18 protein-coding genes are annotated in these 17,963 nt (G+C 70.4%); 10 read left to right on the forward strand and 8 right to left on the reverse strand.

The features are described 5' to 3' along the window. Positions 1–47 precede the first annotated feature (47 nt). Both ACWGIG_RS24225 and ACWGIG_RS24230 read right to left on the reverse strand, forming a co-directional pair. Positions 48–209 (reverse strand): hypothetical protein, encoded by a 162-nt coding sequence (locus tag ACWGIG_RS24225; RefSeq protein WP_453323772.1) that lies wholly within the window; start codon positions 207–209, stop codon positions 48–50. A 147-nt stretch (positions 210–356) separates the two neighbouring features. Then, complete coding sequence (locus ACWGIG_RS24230; RefSeq protein WP_453323757.1) at positions 357–1,163, reverse strand: hypothetical protein; 807 nt, start codon at positions 1,161–1,163, stop codon at positions 357–359. A gap of 83 nt (positions 1,164–1,246) precedes the next feature. On the opposite strand from ACWGIG_RS24230, the gene ACWGIG_RS24235 reads away from it, so the two are divergent. Beyond that, positions 1,247–1,420, forward strand: a complete 174-nt coding sequence (locus ACWGIG_RS24235) for a hypothetical protein (protein WP_453323758.1) — start codon at positions 1,247–1,249, stop codon at positions 1,418–1,420. Between the two features lie 118 nt (positions 1,421–1,538). On the opposite strand, the gene ACWGIG_RS24240 is transcribed toward ACWGIG_RS24235, so the two are convergent. The 3 genes from ACWGIG_RS24240 to ACWGIG_RS24250 form a co-directional block, all read right to left on the reverse strand. Then, entirely contained in the window at positions 1,539–2,285 is a 747-nt protein-coding gene (locus ACWGIG_RS24240; RefSeq protein WP_453323759.1) for a phosphatase PAP2 family protein, read from the reverse strand. Between the two features lie 356 nt (positions 2,286–2,641). Beyond that, a complete protein-coding gene (locus ACWGIG_RS24245) occupies positions 2,642–3,658 on the reverse strand; it encodes a C40 family peptidase (protein WP_453323760.1) in 1,017 nt (338 codons plus the stop codon). Positions 3,659–3,745: 87 nt separating this feature from the next. After that, positions 3,746–5,464, reverse strand: a complete 1,719-nt coding sequence (locus ACWGIG_RS24250) for a serine/threonine-protein kinase (RefSeq protein WP_453323761.1) — start codon at positions 5,462–5,464, stop codon at positions 3,746–3,748. A 249-nt stretch (positions 5,465–5,713) separates the two neighbouring features. Here ACWGIG_RS24250 and ACWGIG_RS24255 point away from each other — a divergent pair, with 249 nt between their 5' ends. Continuing rightward, the gene (locus ACWGIG_RS24255) at positions 5,714–6,109 is read left to right on the forward strand and encodes a hypothetical protein (RefSeq protein ID WP_453323762.1); all 396 of its coding nucleotides are present in this window, start codon (positions 5,714–5,716) and stop codon (positions 6,107–6,109) included. A gap of 94 nt (positions 6,110–6,203) precedes the next feature. Here the strand turns inward: ACWGIG_RS24255 and ACWGIG_RS24260 are convergent, their stop codons facing one another. Together ACWGIG_RS24260 and ACWGIG_RS24265 are read right to left on the reverse strand one after the other, a co-directional pair. After that, positions 6,204–6,599 carry a hypothetical protein gene (locus ACWGIG_RS24260; protein ID WP_453323763.1) on the reverse strand — a complete coding sequence of 132 codons (396 nt, stop codon included), beginning with the start codon at positions 6,597–6,599 and terminating at the stop codon, positions 6,204–6,206. 163 nt (positions 6,600–6,762) lie between these two features. Beyond that, complete coding sequence (locus tag ACWGIG_RS24265) at positions 6,763–7,062, reverse strand: hypothetical protein (protein ID WP_453323764.1); 300 nt, start codon at positions 7,060–7,062, stop codon at positions 6,763–6,765. Between the two features lie 832 nt (positions 7,063–7,894). On the opposite strand from ACWGIG_RS24265, the gene ACWGIG_RS24270 reads away from it, so the two are divergent. From ACWGIG_RS24270 to ACWGIG_RS24300, 7 genes are all read left to right on the forward strand, one after another. Then, on the forward strand, positions 7,895–8,203 hold the full coding sequence (locus ACWGIG_RS24270) for a hypothetical protein (protein ID WP_362423079.1): 309 nt from the start codon (positions 7,895–7,897) through the stop codon (positions 8,201–8,203). A 204-nt stretch (positions 8,204–8,407) separates the two neighbouring features. Then, on the forward strand, positions 8,408–9,253 hold the full coding sequence (locus ACWGIG_RS24275; protein WP_453323765.1) for a hypothetical protein: 846 nt from the start codon (positions 8,408–8,410) through the stop codon (positions 9,251–9,253). Next, positions 9,243–10,643 carry a hypothetical protein gene (locus ACWGIG_RS24280; RefSeq protein ID WP_453323766.1) on the forward strand — a complete coding sequence of 467 codons (1,401 nt, stop codon included), beginning with the start codon at positions 9,243–9,245 and terminating at the stop codon, positions 10,641–10,643. The genes ACWGIG_RS24275 and ACWGIG_RS24280 overlap by 11 nt, the downstream gene beginning before the upstream one ends. Beyond that, entirely contained in the window at positions 10,640–12,190 is a 1,551-nt protein-coding gene (locus ACWGIG_RS24285; protein WP_453323767.1) for an SCO6880 family protein, read from the forward strand. Before ACWGIG_RS24280 ends, ACWGIG_RS24285 begins: the two co-directional genes overlap by 4 nt. Before the next feature lie 28 nt (positions 12,191–12,218). Further along, positions 12,219–13,649 (forward strand): ATP-binding protein, encoded by a 1,431-nt coding sequence (locus tag ACWGIG_RS24290; protein ID WP_453323768.1) that lies wholly within the window; start codon positions 12,219–12,221, stop codon positions 13,647–13,649. A gap of 1 nt (position 13,650) precedes the next feature. Continuing rightward, complete coding sequence (locus ACWGIG_RS24295) at positions 13,651–15,429, forward strand: type IV secretory system conjugative DNA transfer family protein (RefSeq protein WP_453323769.1); 1,779 nt, start codon at positions 13,651–13,653, stop codon at positions 15,427–15,429. A 169-nt stretch (positions 15,430–15,598) separates the two neighbouring features. After that, complete coding sequence (locus ACWGIG_RS24300; RefSeq protein ID WP_453323770.1) at positions 15,599–17,254, forward strand: amidohydrolase family protein; 1,656 nt, start codon at positions 15,599–15,601, stop codon at positions 17,252–17,254. An 8-nt stretch (positions 17,255–17,262) separates the two neighbouring features. On the opposite strand, the gene ACWGIG_RS24305 is transcribed toward ACWGIG_RS24300, so the two are convergent. Beyond that, positions 17,263–17,820 carry a GNAT family N-acetyltransferase gene (locus ACWGIG_RS24305; RefSeq protein WP_453323771.1) on the reverse strand — a complete coding sequence of 186 codons (558 nt, stop codon included), beginning with the start codon at positions 17,818–17,820 and terminating at the stop codon, positions 17,263–17,265. Between ACWGIG_RS24305 and ACWGIG_RS24310 the strand changes: the two genes are divergently transcribed. Then, on the forward strand, positions 17,719–17,931 hold the full coding sequence (locus ACWGIG_RS24310; protein ID WP_453323773.1) for a hypothetical protein: 213 nt from the start codon (positions 17,719–17,721) through the stop codon (positions 17,929–17,931). The genes ACWGIG_RS24305 and ACWGIG_RS24310 overlap by 102 nt on opposite strands. Positions 17,932–17,963 lie beyond the last annotated feature (32 nt).

Raw genomic sequence — 17,963 nt, forward strand, 5'->3', positions numbered from 1 at the left:
CCGGTGCCGCTGCCCCCTCCTCCTCGCGTGCCGTCCCGCCGCTCCAGCTAGTCGAACTCCTTCGCCGCGAGCATCAGCACCTCGTCGATCCGGTCCGGACTGAGCCGGTCCCCGTCCGTCGAGGACGCCGCGATCATCAACTCACCGCACAGCTCGATCTCGGCGAGGGCAACGCGGTCCTGTACGGCCGCACCACGCATCGGAACCACCTGCATCACCTCTTCCCGACCTCTTCTGTCGCGGGCCGACTTCCTAGCGTAGGGAGGACGACACTCACCGCGCATGGCACGGACGGACCATTTCGCCCCCACCCGCCCTCGCCATGCGCCGGAGCACGCCGGTGTGATCGCCGCTTCCTAGGGACGGATCTTCCCGACGAAAATGTCCTTCGCGGGCGGCAGCACGACGCGCACCGGCCTCCCGAACCCCGCCAGCACGGTGGTGGACGTCACGGCCACCGGCTTCCCGGCGTTCACGAAGCTGAACCGGTGCCGCACCTTCCGCACCCGCCCCAGCTCGTCCAGATACGCGTCGAACGCCACGCCGTTCCTGGGGAACCCCTTCGCCGCCGCCCCGAGCGGGCCGCGCAGCTCCGCGGTCGCGGCCCGCGCGGCCCGCGCCAGGTCGGCGAGGCCGCGGAAGTGCCGCAGCCCGTTCTCCTCCCCCACGTACGAAACGTCCCGCGCGCCCCGCAGCAGCTCCACCGCCGCCAACGGGTCGGTGGCCCCGCCCGTCACCAGGTTCCCGTCCGCGAGCGCCGCGGTCTCGATGCGCACCCACTTGTCGGCGGGCACCCCGGCGCCGCGGTTCTTCATGAACAGCGCCCCGGGCGCGAACACCTCCACCATCGGCCGGTGCTCCTGCTGCCCCGCGGGCCCGGTCGGCAGTATCACCTTCAACTGCCCGGTACGCCCCCGGAAGTCGTAGCTCCCGGTTCCCCGGATGGTGACCCGGGTCCCCCCGGCCGCCATCTCCATCGCCGTACGCACGTCACCCGCGCTCCCCGCCCGCACCACCACGTCGGCGGCCCTGCGCACGGTCCCGCCGGGATCGGCGCCCCGCCGGTCCTCGGCGACGGCCCCACCCCCGCCGCACCCCGCGGTGGTCCCCACCAGCCCGGCCACGACGGCCAGCGCGACCGCCCCACCGCTCACCCTGTCCATCCGTCCGCCTCCGGAGTACGAGCCTCCTGCTCGCCCCCTTCAACGAGTCCTCACGCAACTTCGTCACGCCGTACCGTGGACCCGTGCCCGAGACAGTTCCCCCCGCCGCCCCAACTCCCCACCGCACCGCTACCTCCGAGCACGGCTCCTTCTGCCACGCCCACTGCATCTGCGGCTGGCGCGGCCCGGCCCGCCGCAGCAGGGACAAGGCGCGCACGGACGCGGCAGAACACACACCCGGCCCGCCCGACGTGTGAGGACGAGCGGCCCCCGGGCCGCGATCCTCCCCAGCGCACCCGCAACGGCCCTACCCACACAGCAGAACCGCTCGCCACGGCCCCCCTCACACAGCGAGACCGCCCGCGACGGCCTCACTCACGCAGCGAGATCGCTCACTGCCGAATCCCCGCCGCCGCCCGACCGCCGCGAAGCCGCCGCCTCCCGGGCCTGTCCGGCCAGCGCGGCGGCCCGCCGCTCGGCGTCCCCGTCCCGCGCGCCCCGCGAGCGTACGAGCGAACTCGTCGCGCCCCAGCGGGAGAAGGCCGCCACCACGGGCGTCAGCACCATCATCGCGAGCGGCGCGAGCAGCAGCGCCACGGCGGTTCCCAGCGCGAACCCGCCCACCACGTCGGTCGGGTAGTGGACCCCCATGTACACCCGGCAGAAGCCCTCCGCCAGAGCCAGCCCGATCGCGACAAGGCCCCACTTCCGGTTCGCCATGAAGACACCGATCGCGATCGCCATCGCCATCGTCGAGTGGTCGCTCACGAACGAGAAGTCGGTCTTCCCCTCCGCCAGGACCTCAAGTCCCTTGTGTTCCAGGAAAGGGCGCGGTCTCTCCACGAACCCCCGGATCGGGATGTTGACCATCAACGCGATCCCGGCCGCCAGCGGCGCCCACACGATCGCGGCGGCCGACGCCACGGAATCCTCCGCCGTCCCACGGCTGCGCCCGCGCCACCAGCACCACAGGGCCACCAGTACGAGGCCGAGCATGATGCCGTACTCGCCGACGTACTCCATGATCCGGTCGACCCAGCCCGGCGCGTCGACGGCGATCCCGTTGATGTCGTAGAGCAGGCCGACATCAAGGTTCGACCCGTCCGTTGAGAGTCCAGCCATCTGCACGGCCCCTTGCCTTGCTGTGTCGCAGTCGCAGTCGCACGTCTCCCGCCGTACGCACGCCGGTGTGCGTGGCGGGTCCATCACCCCCGTGACAGTTCTCTTGTGATGCGGTCCCTGTGGGTGCGGGTCCTGTTCGGTACGAGTCCTGTTGGTGCGGTCAGTGCGTGGTCAGTGCCGCTGCCCCGTCCAGGGAACGCCCCACGACCCGCCCGGGTTCCACTCTCTACCGAACGATCACTATGACGTTATCGAAGAGTGACTCATCGTCCCAGCTCAGGGCCGACTCGTCACCGAGAGTTCCGGCCGGATCCGACTCCGCGTCAGACTCCGTGTCAGCTTCCGTCCGGCCCGTTTCAGGCGTCGGGCGGGGTCGTCGGCAACGCTTTCGCGCCATCCTCCGTCACACGCGTCGCACCGAAGTAGTCAGGGGTGTCGATCTTGTCGAACCGGATGACGGCCCCGGTGAAGGGCGCATTGATCATGTACCCGCCGCCGACGTAGATGCCGACGTGCCGGATCTTCCGCGAATTGGTGAGGTCGTCCGAGAAGAAGACCAGGTCCCCGGGCAGCAGTTCCTCCCGCGACGGGTGCGGGCCCGCGTTGTACTGGTCGTTGGCCACGCGCGGCAGGTCGATGTCGACGGTCTTGTACGCGGCCACGGTAAGCCCCGAACAGTCGAACCGCCCCTGCTGGTCGGCGGTCCCGTTCCCACCCCAGAGGTAGGGCGTCCCGAGCTTCTTCTGCGCGTAGTAGATGGCGGAAGCGGCCTGCCTGGAGGGGGCGACGCGACCGATCGGCTGGGCGAAGCTCTGCTCCAGGGAGCGGATGACCTTTACGTAGTTCTCGGTCTCCGGGTACGGCGGGACGCCACCGTACTTGATGACCGCGTACGCGCCCGCGTTGTAGGAAGCGAGCATGTTGTTGGTGGGGTCTCCCGGCGCCTTCTTGACGTATCCGGCCAGTTCGCAGTCGTACGTGGCTGCCGAGGGAATCGCGTCGGCCGGGTCCCAGATGTCCTTGTCCCCGTCGCGGTCGCCGTCCACCCCGTGAGCGGCCCACGTCCCGGGGATGAACTGGGCGATCCCGCGCGCATCGGCCGGGCTCTTCGCCGTCGGGTCCCAGCCGCTCTCCTGGTACAGCTGCGCGGCGAGGAGCGCCGGATTGATGGCAGGGCAGAGATTGCCCCACTTCTGGACGAGCGGCTGGTACAGCGCGGGTACGGCGCCCTTGGCGAGCCCCACGGCCCGCCCTCCGGCCCCGCCCTGCCCGCCGAGGCCCGCAGCGGCCGAGAACGTACCGACGACGAGCAGCGCGATGAAGGCCAGGAACATCCCGGCCCCGATCCCGCCCACTACCCAGATTTTGCGCACCCCTCAACCCTCCCCCATCGGAGCCGGGTTCACGGCCCTTTTGCTCTCGGTCGTGCCGTCCGCGTCGTCCCGGCCATGTTGCCCGTCCTAGGGGGAAAGGAAGCCGGAGCAGGCGATGCTCTTGTAGCTCTTCGTGGCCTTCACGTGTTGGTACTCGACCGTCCACTCGCCCTGGTACGAGGAGAGCGGTGGGGCGGGGAGCACCTTGCCGTCGACCCGGTGGGTGAAGTCGTCGGGGTAGAGAAGCTCCTTGAACCCGGTGGCATCACCGGCGTGCAGGTCGAGGATCTTGCTGACCGCACCGATGTCGGTGTTGTCCTCCCCGAGCCCCTTGTTGCCGCCCGGCTCCTTGACGGGTTTGACCGTCACGGCGATGTAGTAGGGCTCCGCGCCCTTCACCGCGTACTTGAGGCGGTAGGCGAGCTCGACCTTCCCCTCGGGCACCGTGCTGTAGCCGTCGTCCTCGTGGGGCGTGACGGAGTACTGGAATTGGGACGGGCCGTCTTCCGGCGGGGGAAGCTCGCACCTGCCCTGTACGGCATTCCACCAGTTGCCCGCCGGAGCGGTCTGCTCGATGTGCTTCGGCGGCCCGGCCGGCACCTCGTCCTTCGGCGAGCCCCCCGCCCCCGGCGTCTCCTTCCCCCCTCCCGCGCTCCCGCCCGCACCGGGCGTCTGCTTCACCGCGCCGGGGTTCGGTGCCGCACCGGTCTGCTTACCGCCGCCGCCCGATTCCCCGCCCTTGCCCCCCGGCGGCAGCAGCCACACCGTCGTCGCCACCGACACCCCCACCACGGCCCCCACCGCCGCAGCCACCACCCACGGCCTGGCCCGCCTGCCCTTCCCCGTCGGAGCGGTACCGTTCCCCGCCGCCCCCAGCGTCGGCACGTACCCCAACCCCGGCCCTCCGGTGGGCAGTTCGTGCAGCACGTCCGGTGCGTCGGGAACCACTTCGCCCAGCCCCCGCACCACACCCCCGTAGAACGGGTCGTCCACGAGCGCGCCACGCACGCCGCACCGCTGAATGACCTCCTCGGGGGTGGGCCGGTCGCCCGGTTCCTTCTCCACGCACGCCCGTATCAGCTCGACGAGCCCCGCATCGGCGACCTCGCCGACATCGATCGGCTCGTGCACGGCCCGGTACGACACCGCATCGGTCGGCCCGCTCCCGAACGGCGGCCTCCCCGTCACCGCGTAAGCGACCGTCGCTCCGAGCGCGAAGACGTCCGCCTCCGGCCCGACCTGATTACGTATCAGCACTTCCGGCGCTGTGAACCCAGGCGTCCCGGGCGCCATCCCCGTCACCGTCAGCGCGGTGTCGCCCGCGCCCCTCGCGATGCCGAAGTCGATGAGCTGCGGGCCCTGCCCCGCCAGGATCACGTTCATCGGCTTGAGGTCCCGGTGCGTGACGTCGTACGCGTGGACGCTCGCGAGCCCTTCCGCCAGCGCCGCGAACAGTCCCCGCCCCGTGTCCGCCGGAAAGGCACCCCGCTCGCGCACCGCGTGCGCCAGCGTCGGCCCGCTCACGTACTCGGTGGCGATCCAGTACGGAGCCGACTCCAGCGACGCGTCGATCAGGTTCGCGGTGTACGCGCTGCGCACCGCCCGCACGGTGTTCGCCTCGCGCCGGAACCGCGCCAGCGCCTCCGGATGATCGGTGATCTCGTCCCGGATCACCTTGATCGCGACGAGCCGCCCGCCCGGCGACCTCCCGAGGTACACCTGGCCCATGCCCCCGGCCCCGAGCCGCGCCAGAAGGACGTACGCACCGATGCCTGCCGGGTCCTGCCGAGGTCTGAGTGATTCCACGCGGTGACCCTACCCAGCCGTACTCGCGGACGCGCACGGGGAGTTGATCCAAGCACCGGCTTTCCGGGACACACCCGGGACACCGCGTTCGGGACACGGACCCGGCACCTCCCCGACCAGCCGGGACAACCAGGCCCTTGTCCGAATCGCCCCAACTCCCTTGCCGGGCCCCCCACTTCTGGATTCGATGCGGACGGCACCACCGCACCACCACCCCAGCTCCCGCCGAAACAGAGGAGTCCGAACACCATGCGCATCCGTCACACCCTGACCGCCGCAGGACTCGGCGCCGCCCTGACCCTGGCCACCCTCGTCGCTCCCGCAGCCGCGTCGACGCCGACATCAACATCAACACTGACACCGACCTCCGACAGCGCACCGTCGGCAGCCGTCCGCTGTTACCTCTATGTGAGCTCCGCCTACGGCTACTACAACGTCCGCACCGCCAAGGACCCGTTGTCCGGCCTGATCAAGAGGTACACGGGCAAGCGACTGCCCGCCTGGCCCGGTGGCTGTGGCGAGGTGGTGGGCAAGAAGTACCGCTGTGCCCAGGGCCAGCCGGAAGACAACTCCTGGGTCCCGGTCGACTACAACGGACGCAAGGGCTGGGTGGCGGCCAACTGCGCCGGCGGCCTCGGCGCGTAACCGCCCCGCCCCCGCCCGTGGCCCTCGCTCATGCCCCCGCCCGTGGTCGCAGCCACAGGCAGGGGCCACGGGCGGGGGCCACGGGCATTCCCGTTCAGGCCGGCAGCAGCCCGGCCAGGATCGCGAGCGAGGAGAGGGCGCTGACGTGGGTCAGTCCGAACATGACCCACTCCTTCGCGGGCATCCGCCACCGACAACGCACGAGCACCCGCCAGTCGAAGGCGGCCATGCCGAGGGCGGCGACGTACAGCGGCGCCCAGAGCAAGGCCCACCAGTTCCACACCCCGCCGAAGCGGAGCGTGAGGGACACCAGCGCGAAGAGGACCAGCACGAGCCCCCAGTCCGGTTTGCTCTCCTCCGGCGCCTGCTCACCGACCCCGACCGGATCCAAGCCACCCACGGCTACGCCGCCCACCCGCCCGTCCGCCCTGCCGCCTACTCTGTCGCCTGCCCTGCCGCCCGCCGACCCGACGCTGTTCATCGCGCTCATGCCCCCGTCGTTCCCCGTACGCGGGGATACGACGAAGGGCCGCACCGCCCCCGCAAACGCCGGGCCCAGGGGCACTGTACGCAGGTGAGAGTCGCCCATTCCCGGCCCCGTGGACCGACAGCCGCCCCGTCTCCACACGGCACCCAATCAGCGCGGACAACAGTCACGGCAGTGAGCGAGTGAGCCATACATACTCGCCACGGTCGTCCGTGGCCACGTGACGCCGCTCGAAGCCGAGCCTCTCAAGGACTCGGAACGACGCCGTGTTCCACGGGGCGATCCCCGTGGCCGCCGCCGCCTCGATCCGCTCCGCAATAAGTGTCCGGATGTCCTCAAGCGTCGGCGTCCCCTTGCCGCGTTCGGAGTGAAGGACACGGAGCTCATCGGCATCCGACTCGGCCCATGGCCGCAGGATCAGCCGTTCCGTCTCAAGGTGGAACGACATCGGATCATAGGTAGGCATGGCCCCACTCTGCCCCACGGGTCACTCCGGGATCCGGGCAGGACGGACCGACAACTAGCGCCCTACGAGCAGGCATTGGTGTCCAGCAAGTGGGTCGAGGTGGCGTGCTTGCAGCACGGAGACGATGCCACTCCCCAGACCCCCTCCCGAAAAATGTCTCACTTACACGTATAAGTGAGACATTATTTCCACCCCTGCCTCCCGCCCGAAAAGCCGGCACCCGCGTCCCGCACACCAGCGGAGCCGGGCCCGCCCGCGTCCACGGCCGAGTCATCCGGAAGGGTGGCCACCGCTCGCCCGGCGGGCTGCACCCGGACCTGTACGAAGTCGGCGCCGGCGTCGGCCGGGGCTTCAGAGGCCACCCTCCCCGAGGGGTGACGGTCACTCAGAGTCCTGACCAGGGCGTCCCGCCCCCCCCCCCCGACGGGCCGTACGTCTTCGCGACTGCGGCCCGGAACGGCGAAGCCGGCCGCGCACCCCTGCACCGGAACGGGCCGACCGTGCCGAAGACGAGCCCGCGCGCGCAGACGCACCCGCCCGCGCACGGGGTCGCACGCCTCGACCGGACGTAACAGAGCCAGGGTGTACAACGCCAGTCATTGCCCGGAGTCACCCTCCGTGATACACAGAGTGACCATACGGCTTTTCGCATACATCCGGTCCCGTATCGCTCCGCACCGCAGGTCAGGGCGGTGAGACCGGCCTCTGGTGCGGAGGTCGGCCAAAGAGAGCCGCCAAGTCGACATACCGGGGCGGTTTCATCAGGGAAGATAGGGCGATGCTCCCTGCCGTCCGGCAGGGACACGAACTAACCGACAGGGGCGGTGACTTAATGATCCTGGCAGCCGACAAGGGCGACATCACCACCATCATCGGCGGTATCGCGCCGAACTGGGGCCCGTTCGGAAACCTCGGCACCGAAGCCAAAATCATGATCGAGGTCGTGATGGCCGTGGCCATCCTGCTCTGCCTCGGCATCGCCATCTGGGGTGCGGCAAAGCAACGGATCGGCGCGACGGCGCTGCGCGACACGTTCAGCGCGGAACAGGGCAAGGGGCTCATCGTCGCGGGCCTGACCGGCGTCTTCATCATCGGCTCGCTCGGGACGCTGTTCACCATCGTGTACGGAATGGCCGTCTAGCCACCTCTCCCCCAGTCCTCACCGGGCGTGCCCGGAACTCCCCCCGAGGTTGCGTTCTCTGATGCCGACTCATGTGACGAGTCACCACACCGCGCCCACGCGAGAAGCCGCACCGCTACCGTCTAAGCACTACGCATGCGAATGCGAGTACGGATACGGCGACTACTACGCGGGACTGCGAAAGGCTGAGGGGGCGTACGCGGCATGAGCCTCGGTGACGACGACGGCCGGAGGGGGACGGACGCCCCCTACACGACGATGGGCGGCACCCGCCAGACGCGTACCCGGATGCCGGAGGACGCGGCCACGGGACGACCGCGCGCTCCACGGGTACGGGCGTCCCGATCCATGGTCACCATCGTGGGAGTGGTGGTGCTGCTGGTCGCAGCAATCGCCTTCGCCAACCGGGGCCCGGGAAACGGCCCGGCACAGGGCGGCCAGGAGGGCGCCCCACCGGCGGCCAACTCGACGGCCCCTACGGGCGAGAAGCCGGTGGAAGGCAAGACGAGCGGCATCCCCTCGGGCTTCCCGAGAACGCAGCAGGGCGCCGAGAGCGCGGCCGTGAACTACGCCACGGTCCTCGGCTCCGACGGCATGTTCAATAGGGGACGTCGTCACGGCATCGTGCAGACCATCGCCGATTCCACTGCGGTGGAGAAGCTCCAGTCCGGGTTCGACGCCGACTACTCGGCGAACTTCCTGAAGCAGATCGGTCTCGACGAGAACGGCGCCGCCCCAGCAGGAACGACCTTCGTCAACCGCACGGTCCCCTCGGGGACCAAAGCCACCAGCTACTCGGCCGACGCCGCCAACGTGGACGTCTGGTGCATGGGCCTGTTCGGGCTGACCGGCGAGAAGTCCATCAAGCCGGTGACGAGCGGGTGGTTCACGGTCACCTTGAAGCTCAAGTGGAACGGCTCCGACTGGAAGGTCCTTGAGACCAGCCAGAAGCAGGGCCCGACGCCGCTCCCCGGCGACAACCCCGCGTCCAAATCCGACGAGATCGCTGATGCGGTCACCGAATTCGGAGGGTTCACGTATGCCCGTTAACCCTCGACCTCGTGTACGTACCGTCGTCGGTGCCCTGACCGTGATCCAGACGGCTGCGGTGCTCCTGTCCGCGCGCGCCTTCGCAGCACCGACCCCTCCTCCGACGCCGGCTCCCAGTGGGAGCAGTGACCCTTGCGAGCTGATCGCCGGTCCTGCACGGCAGTACTGCCAGAACGGCAACTCCGCCCCCGGCAGCACCTCCACCCCCGCCGCCCCCACCCCCGCCGACTCCTCCCTCGACCCCCTCACCTCCCTCGCCAAAGGCTGCGCCGACGCCGCCGCCTGGATCGTCGGCAAGCTCAGCGAAGCAGTGAAGTCCACCGCCAACGTGGACTTCACCAACCCCAAGTTCCTCCAGCAGTACGCAGTCGTCTTCGCCGCCTCCACGATCCTGACCCTCGTCCTGTGGCTCCTCGCCGTGGCCAAGCGGGCGATGCGCGGGGTGCCCCTCTCCACCGCCGTATCCGAGGCCATCGGGTTCCTCTGGCTGACGGTCATCGCCTCCGCCTTCACCCCGCTGATCCTCTACACGATCGTCTCGGCGACCGACGGCGTCACCCAGGTCATCTCGACCGCGTCCGGCGGACAGACCGACGTGTTCTTCGGCTCCTTCGCCGAAGCCCTCAAGAACCGCGACTCGATCGGCGGCGGCCCGATCATGCTGATCGTCGTCGCCCTCGTCACGATCCTCGCCGCCGGCGTCCTCTGGCTGGAGCTCGTCATCCGGGCCGCCCTCCTCTACGTCGGCGCCCTCCTCGGCACCGTCGTGTACGCCGGCCTGGTCGACAAGAACCTGTGGGGCCACGTCCGCCGCTGGGCGGGCATCATGATCGCGGTCATCCTCGTCAAACCGGTCATCGTGATCGTCCTCGGCCTCGCCGGAGCGCTCTCCACCGGCGACGGCCCCAACGCCTTCTCCGCCGTCGTCTCCGGCCTCGCGATCATCCTGCTCGCCATCTTCGCCTCGGCGATGATCTACCGCTTCGTGCCCGGCTTCGGCGACGACATCGCCGCCGCCAGCGCCAGCCGCAAGCAGGTCACCGACGGAGCCCGCGCCTCCGCGGTCCTCTCCTCCCCGGCCAACCTCGTCTCCCAGGGCATCAAGACCCACAGCAGCCGAGGCGGCGGAGGTGGCGGCGGCGCACCCGCGCCCCGCCAGGCCGCCAACGCCAGCGGCGGCATGGCCGCCCACAGCTCCCGCGCGGGCGACTCCGGAAACGGAACCGGATCCGGAGGAGGCGGAGGTGGAGGCGGAGCAATCCCGTCCGCCGCACCCTCCGCCCGTAGCAACAGCACCCACAGCAACCGCGGCACCGGCTCCACGGGCAACACCGGAACATCCGGCAGCCCCCACAGCCACCGCAAGAACACAGGAGGTGGAGGGCGTTGACCACCCAGGCCCAGCCGATCACGCCCCGCCGTACGTATCTCATCGGCCGGGCCCGGCCGAACGCGATCGTCGGCAAGAACCGCGAGACCGGCGAGATCGCACTGATCATCGCCGGAGGGTTCGTCGGCATGATGTGCGGGCTCCTCGTCCCCGCCCTCTCCCTCCGCATCATGCTGCTCATCGGGTTCCCGCTGCTCGCCCTGATGGTGGTGTACGTGCCCTACAAGCACCGCACCTTCTACAAGTGGTTCGAGATCAACCGGAGTTACAAGCGGAACCTCCGCAAGGGGACGACGTACCGCTCCCAAGCGATGGACGCCGGCACCAAGGGCGACGGCCGCGAGGTCGAGATCGGCCCGCCCCCCGGAATCGGCCGGATCAACTGGCTGGCCGCCCCGTTCGGCCCCGACGAGATCGCCGTCCTCCTCCACGCCGACCGGCGCACCGTCACCGCCGCCATCGAGATCGAGGGTCCGGGCGTCGGCCTGCGCGACAGCGAGGACCAGGAAGCCCTGGTGGACCGTTTCGGCACGCTCCTCAAGCACGTCGCGAACGGCGACGGCTTCGTCACCCGCCTCCAGATGCTGGCCCGCACCCTGCCCGCCGACCCGGACGCGCACGCCAAGGACGTCACCCAGCGCGGCGACCGTACCTCCCCGGAATGGCTCCAGGACTCCTACGACCAGCTCCAGTCGATGGTGTCCACCTCCAGCGAGCAGCACCGCGCGTACCTCGTCGCCTGCATGCACTACACCCGCGAACTGGCCTCCGAGGGCGCCGCGATGGCCCGTGCCACCCGCCCCAAGGGGCAGCGGAAGCTCGACAAGGACGCCGGTCTCGCGATCGTCATGGCGCGTGAGCTGACCGACATCTGCGCGCGCCTCGCCGAGGCCGACATCCGGGTCCGCCAGCCGCTCGGCCAGGGCCGGCTGTCCTCCCTGGTCCACTCGATGTACGACCCGGACCACCCCATCGACCACATCCAGGCGATGACCAAGCGCAACGCCTGGCCCGCCGAGCTGGACGCGATGGAGGCCACCTACCTCCAGGCCAAGACCCGCGAGTCCCTGACCCGCGAACCCTGGTGCCACGCCACGGCGTGGGTGAAGGAGTGGCCGATGACCCCGGTCGGCGTCAACTTCCTCGCCCCCCTCCTCGTACACACACCGGACGTGATCCGTACGGTCGCCGTGTGCATGGACCTCGAACCCACCGAGGTCGCCATCGAGCGCATGCTCACGGAGAAGACCAACGACGACGCGGACGCCTCCCGCGCCGCCAAGATGAACCGCACCGTCGACCCCCGCGACATCGCCGCCCACGGCCGCCTCGACCAGCGCGGCGAGGACCTCGCGAGCGGGGCCGCCGGGGTCAACATCGTCGGCTACATCACCGTCTCCTCCCGCAGCCCCGAGGCCCTGGCCCGCGACAAGCGCACCATCCGCGCCTCCGCCGGCAAGTCGTACCTGAAGCTGGAGTGGTGCGACCGCGAGCACCACCGCGCCTTCGTCAACACCCTCCCCTTCGCCACCGGCATCCGTCGCTGACCCCCTTCGGACTTCGAAAGGACAGACCATGCGAGACCCGCTGTCCGCAGCCACGGATGCCTTCACCAGCTTCCTCTTCGGCAAGGTCGAGACGACCCGCCTGCCCGTCCGCACGTCCACGGGCCAGGCGCAGGCCGTCTACCTCCCGACGGCGGCGCCCGGCCTCGGCGACTCCGGCGTGATCATCGGCCGCGAGGTCTACAGCGGCAAGGGGTACATCTACGACCCCTTCCAGCTGTACGGACAGCAACTGCCCGCCCCCCACTGGCTGGTGCTGGGCGAATCCGGAAACGGCAAGTCGGCCCTCGAAAAGACCTACGTCCTGCGCCAGCTCCGTTTCAAGGACCGCCAGGTGGTCGTCCTCGACGCGCAGGGCGAGGACGGCGTCGGCGAGTGGAACCTCATCGCCCAGCAGCTGGGCATAACCCCCATCCGCCTGGACCCGATGGCCGCCCTCAACGACGGCATCCGGCTCAACCCCCTCGACCCCTCCATCACCACCACCGGCCAGCTCGCTCTCCTGCGCACCATCATCGAAGTAGCGATGGGCCACGGTCTGGACGAACGCTCCGGCTTCGCCCTCAAGGTCGCGCACGCCTACGTCAACACCACGATCACCGACCGCCAGCCCGTCCTCATGGACATCGTCGAGCAACTCCGCCACCCGAAGCCGGCGTCGGCGGAAGCGATGAACGTCGACATAGACGACGTACGCGCCTGGGGCCTGGACGTGGCGCTCGTCCTGGACCGCCTGGTCGACGGCGACCTGCGCGGGATGTTCGACGGCCCCACCACCATCGGCATCGACCTCGACGCCCCGCTGATCGTCTTCGACCTCTCCCACATCGACCGCAACTCCATCGCGATGCCGATCCTGATGGCGATCGTCGGCGTGTGGCTCGAACACACCTGGATCCGCCCCGACCGCGTCAAGCGGATCTTCCTGGTCGAAGAGGCCTGGCACATCATCAACAGCCCCTTCGTCGCCCAGCTCTTCCAGCGCCTCCTCAAATTCGGGCGCCGCCTCGGCCTGTCCTTCGTCGCCGTCGTCCACCACCTCTCCGACGTCGTCGACGGCGCAGCCGCCCGTGAAGCGGCAGCCATCCTCAAGATGGCCTCCACCCGCACCATCTACGCCCAGAAGGCCGACGAAGCCCGGGCCACCGGCAAGGTCCTCGGGCTGCCCCGCTGGGCGGTCGAGATCATCCCCACCCTCACCCCCGGCATCGCCGTCTGGGACGTCAACGGCAACGTGCAGGTCGTCAAACACCTCATCACCGAAGCCGAACGCCCCCTGGTCTTCACCGACCGCGCCATGACCGAATCCTCCGTCGCCCCCGCCGAAGACGGCTTCCTCAACGAGGACGCCCGCGCCGCGGACTGGGAGGCGGAACAGCGCGCGGCCCTCATCGAGCAACAGATGAACGAGGTCGAGTCCTCCGACGCAACGGTGGCCTGACATGCCCAACCGCGGGCACAAACCCCCTCACCGGTACGAGGACCACGGCCGCGACCGGGGCGACGGCCACCTCGGCGCCCACCGCAGCGAGGGCTACCGCGACCACCGCGACGGCCGCCGCTCCGGCGGCGTTCCCGACGGGCTGCTGCTCGGTCTGCTGGGCCTCATCCTGGGCCTGAGCGTCCTCACCTGGACCGGCACCGGCCTGGCCGGCCTCCTCGCCCACGGCGCCTGGCCCACCGGCGTCACATTCCCGAACACCCCGGTCGCCCTGCGCCACCTGGTGACCGAACCCCAGGACCTGGCCGGCGCCTGGCCGGCCACGCCCCCCACCCAGCTCTCCGGCTACGGCCTCTTCTGGGGCCTGCTGATCGGCCAGTTCCTGGTCCTCATCGTCCTGACCATCTTCGTCATGGGCGTACTCACCCGCTGGCGCCTGGTCCGAGCCCAAGCCCGCGAATCCCGCCGAAAAACCCACACCCCCCACCCGACAAACACCGCCACCACAAGCCCCGCAAGCCCCACCACCACCCACCCAATACACGCCGCCACCGCCCACCCAGCAGCCCCCGACACCGCCCGCCCAGAGGACGCCGACGCCGCCAGCCCAGTGGACGCCGACACCGCCCGCCCAGTGGGCACATGGGCCGCCCATGGGGCGGAACGGGTGGGCACTGGGCGGCCCCCGGCGGAGCCGCTCCCCTCGCCACCGCCCGCCCCACGACCGCCCGCCGACACAGGACCACCCACCCCGCACGGGGTGCCCACCCCGCACGGACCGTCCACCCCGCACGGGATGCCCACAGCCCCGCCCACCCCATGCCCACCCACCCCATGGCCCCCCACCCCCTTCACCGCACCCAACACCCCCCTCTACAACCGCCCCACCCACCGCCCCACCGCCCTCCAAGCCATCCTCGACGCCCCCGGCCCCGCCCTGGCCCTCACCTCGGACCCCTCCCTCTGGGAAGAGACCAAGGACGCCCGCGCCAAACTCGGCCCGGTCCTCCTCTACGACCCCGAGCACCGCTGCGACACCCCCTCGCGCCTCCACTGGTCCCCGACCACCGGCTGCGAGGACCCCGCCGTCGCCACCGCCCGCGCCGCCGCGCTGCTCGCCCCGGTCCGCCCCCAGGCACGTATCGACGCAGCGATCGCGGAGACCGCCGAAACCCTCCTCCGCAGCTGGCTGCACGCCGCCGCCATAGACGGCCGCCCCTTCAAGCACCTCCTCCGCTGGGCCCAAGGCACAGGCGCCCACGAAGCGGTACGCATCCTCCGCACCCACCCCAAGGCCCGGTCCGGCGCCGCCGGCCTCCTGGAGTCCGCCCTCACCGCGTACCCCGAACGCCGCGAGCAGGCCCAGCAGTTGACCATTCGGACCTTCTCCGCCCTCTCCTCGGTCCACATCCGCGAGGCTTGCACCCCAAACCGAACTGATGCGCTCACCTTGGAATCATTTGCGGACGAGGGGGGAACGCTTTATGTGGTCGGTGAAGCAATCGAAGACCCTCGTACCCGCCCCTCGGGACCGGGCGCGATGCCGTTGCTCACCGCCCTCGCCTCACACGTGGTCGAGCACGGCCGCCGCATGGCCGCACGGTCATCCGACGGTCGGCTCGACCCACCAATGACGCTCGTCCTGGACGACGTCGCGGCTGTGGCTCCACTTCCCCAGCTCCCGGAGCTGCTCACGGCCGGTCAGGGCCAAGGTCTCCCGACCCTGGCCCTGCTCCGTTCCCGGGAACAGTTCAACTCCCGCTGGCCGCAAGCCCGTTAAGGCCGCGGCACCCCGAGCCCGTCAGGGCCCCGGCACCCCGCCCGAGGTGCACCCACGTACACCCCGTTCCGGCCGGTCACACCCACTGCTCCACGCCTCCGAACCCGAGAGAGTCGTACGTGCCCCACTCGGAGCACGCCCCACCTCGCACCCTCGGAGACAACCACCCATGCCCACCCCTGACTTCACCCCCACACACACGTCGGACCCCACCCCCACCCGCCGCAAAGCCCTCGCCACCGCAGGCCTCGGCACCGCCGCGGCCCTGACCGGCATCACCCTCGCCCCTCACGCCGCAGCCGCAACGACACCCGCGGCCACGACCACCACCACGACCACGACCACGACCGACCGTCCCCCCGCCCCCGGCGACGCCCCCGCCAATGCCCCCGCCGACGTCCTCGCCCTCACCCACGCCACCGTCCTGAACGGCACCAACTCCCGCCCCCTCCCCGACCAAACCCTCATCCTCGCGGGCGGCAGGATCGTCGACTCCGGCCCGAGTGCCCAGCTGAAGCCCCCGCCGCACGCCAAGGTCGTCGACCTCTCCGGCAAGTACGTCGTCCCGGGCCTGGTCGAGTCCCACGTCCACACCCGCGGCGAAGAAGCCCTCACCCCGCCCCTCTTCCCCCTGACCGGCGTCACCGCGGTCCGCGAAATGTGGGGTGGGCCCCTCCACCACGCCTGGCGCAAGAAGATCGAGTCCGGCACCCTGCTCGGCCCCCGCTTCGTCATCGCCAGCGCGCTCGTCGACGGCCCGCCCTCCATCTGGGCCCGGGACATCGATCTCCCCCTCATGGAGGTGACCGACGCGGCGTCCGCCCGTGCCGCGGTACGTCAGGCCAAGCGCGACGGCGCCGACTTCGTCAAGGTCTACTCACGCCTCTCCGCCGAGGCCTACTACGCGATCGCCGACGAATCCGCCCGCCTGCGCATCCCCTTCGCCGGCCACTGCCCGGACAGCCTTCCGATGGCCAGGGCCGCCACCTCGGGCCAGCACTCCATCGAGCACCTGCACGCGATGCTCCTCGCCACCTCCTCCCGCGAGCGCGAGATCCGAGAGGCCCTGGCCAAGGTCAGGATCGACCCCAACGACCCCTCCAGCACCTCCCGCTACGGCAGTTGGTTCCGCCAGGTCCACCCCCTGGAGTGGCAGGCCATGCGCTCGTACGACAGGTCCCGCGCCCGCCGCCTCTACGACACCCTCGCCGAACGCGGCACCACCGTCACCCCGACCCTCACCGTCCACCACTCCCTGGAACGCACCGACGAGCTCCCCACGGCCGCCGACGAGTGGAAGTACCTCCCCGCCTGGCTGATCAGGTCCTGGCCGCAGACCTGGGATGCCCTGGTCGGCTCCCGCACCCCCGAGGACACCGCCCGCATCCGGCAGATCTACGAGCACCGCCTCGGCATGGTCGAGGAAATGCACCGCGCAGGCGTCCAGCTCGCCGCGGGCACCGACACCGGCACCGGTTACGCCGTCCCCGGCTTCTCCCTGCACGACGAACTCCGCCTCCTCTCGGAAGCGGGCCTCCCCACCCGGCACGTACTCGCCTCGGCCACCACCGTCCCCGCCCGCCTCCTGCGCCTCCCCAAGGACCGACCCGCCGACCTGGTGGTCCTCGACGCGAACCCCCTCGCCGACATCCGCCACACCCGCCGCATCCACGCCGTCGTCAACGCGGGCCGTTACATCGGTCCCCAGGAACGCACCCGCCTGCTGGCCGCAACGGAAAAGGCCGCAGCCGAGAGCACCCCTCCCGAAGGAGAAGGCATCCCGACCACGGCCACCCCGGGCTGCGCCTGCAACGCACCCCACTGATCGGACGTTCACCGGGGCCGCAGCACCGCCATCTCGATCTCCACCGTGCTGGGGTCACCCTCCGCCGGCACGGTGGTCCCGGTGCGTTCGAAGCCGAACTTCCGGTACAGCCCCTCGGCGCGCGCATTGCTCTCGTGCACGAACAGCCGGACCCGCTCGACGGTCCTCGGGTCCCGAACCTCCCACGACCAGTCCACCACGGCCCGGAACAGTGCCTCCGCGAGCCCGGCACCCCGCGCTGTCGGCCGTACGAACACTCCTACCGCGTGGGCCTGGTCGACCACGGGCTGCGAGGCGAACCCGGTGGGCTCGCCGGGCCGCTCGATCAGTGCGCTGACGGTGCCGTCCCAGCTCCCGTCCGGCGCCTCGGCGATGAACTGTGCCACGCGCTCCCCCGAGGCGGCGCCGGCCGCCCGTTCCTGCCACACGGAATCCGGACGGGCAACCGCAAGCTCGTACGTTTCGTGGAAGGCAATCCCTGCGACCGGGTCCTGAAGCGCAGCCAGCCGAAGATCCCGAACCTGCTGCCATTCATCGGCACGCACACGGCGTATGAGGTGTTCCATGGCCCCATCCTGACCACGGGCCCACCCTTCGGCAACGCGATTAAAACGGCCCGTAAACGCAGAAAAGCCCCGCACCAGTTCCCTGGTGCGGGGCTTTCCCGTTATCAATGATTGTTCGGCGGCGTCCTACTCTCCCACAGGGT

The organism is Streptomyces sp. NPDC054863, assembly GCF_053610825.1.